At 62.9% G+C, this 784-nt stretch carries 1 protein-coding gene and 1 pseudogene; both read right to left on the reverse strand.

Features of this window, described 5'->3' with window-relative positions; all coding sequences use genetic code 11:
* Positions 1-236: pseudogene (locus EN969_RS33590) on the reverse strand (sulfite oxidase-like oxidoreductase); the annotation flags it as partial.
* A gap of 148 nt (positions 237-384) precedes the next feature.
* Positions 385-784 (reverse strand): PDZ domain-containing protein (locus tag EN969_RS33595; RefSeq protein WP_127419896.1); only part of this gene is annotated, 400 nt, incomplete at its 5' end.

The following is a 784-nucleotide window of genomic DNA, read 5'->3' on the forward strand; positions in this document are numbered from 1 at the left end:
CAATGGATATCGCGCGTCATCTTGGTCAGCGGCAGCGCGTTGAACTCGGCCCAGTTCCATTTCTTGATCGGCCGTGGCCCATGTTTCAGCGTGAAAAACCAATCCTCGGTGCGCACGCGCGGCGTCGGACCGGCCGACAGCACCGGAAAACCCTGTTCCAGATATTGGCCGGGCGGGATGCGGGCATCGTCATCGGTTGGCGGGCGCCGTCCTGAAGAGAAACCTCGGGTGACCATCGCGGCAATCTCCTGCATCGGGCCGACATCAGCCTGATGCAATGTTCTCGAAGATGTCGTGGCGGGCAACCAAAATCTTGACGGCCGGAGGCCGGAGGGGATCGTCGCCGACGAACCCTGCCGGTCCCGTTCACGTCAAGGCCATTACTCAGCCATTGGCAAAAGGCACCGCGATGTAGATCTGAGCGTCGCCACGCTCGACCAGCAACAGCACCGACTTGCGGCCAGACTTGCCGGCTTGCGCGATTGCCTGGGTTACCTGCCTGGCGTTCTTAACCGGCACCTGATTGACGGCAACGATGATGTCGCCGGCCTGTATTCCGGAAGCGGCGGCGGCTTTGTCGGGATTGACGCTGGCAACCACCGCGCCGTGCTGCTTGCCGGCTAGGTTCATCTGCTGGCGAATGTCGGGCGTTATATCCATCAAGCCGAGCCCTATCGCCGGAGCGCGCCCGGCGCTGGGCGTGTCGGACCCGTCATCCAGCGACGCGGTCTTCGCATCGGCGCTGTTCTGGCCGACATCGACGGAAATCCGCATCGGCTTGCCT

Origin of the sequence: Mesorhizobium sp. M7A.F.Ca.CA.003.01.2.1, from assembly GCF_003998945.1 — a bacterium.
In the GTDB taxonomy this organism is placed as follows: Bacteria; Pseudomonadota; Alphaproteobacteria; order Rhizobiales; family Rhizobiaceae; genus Mesorhizobium; species Mesorhizobium ciceri.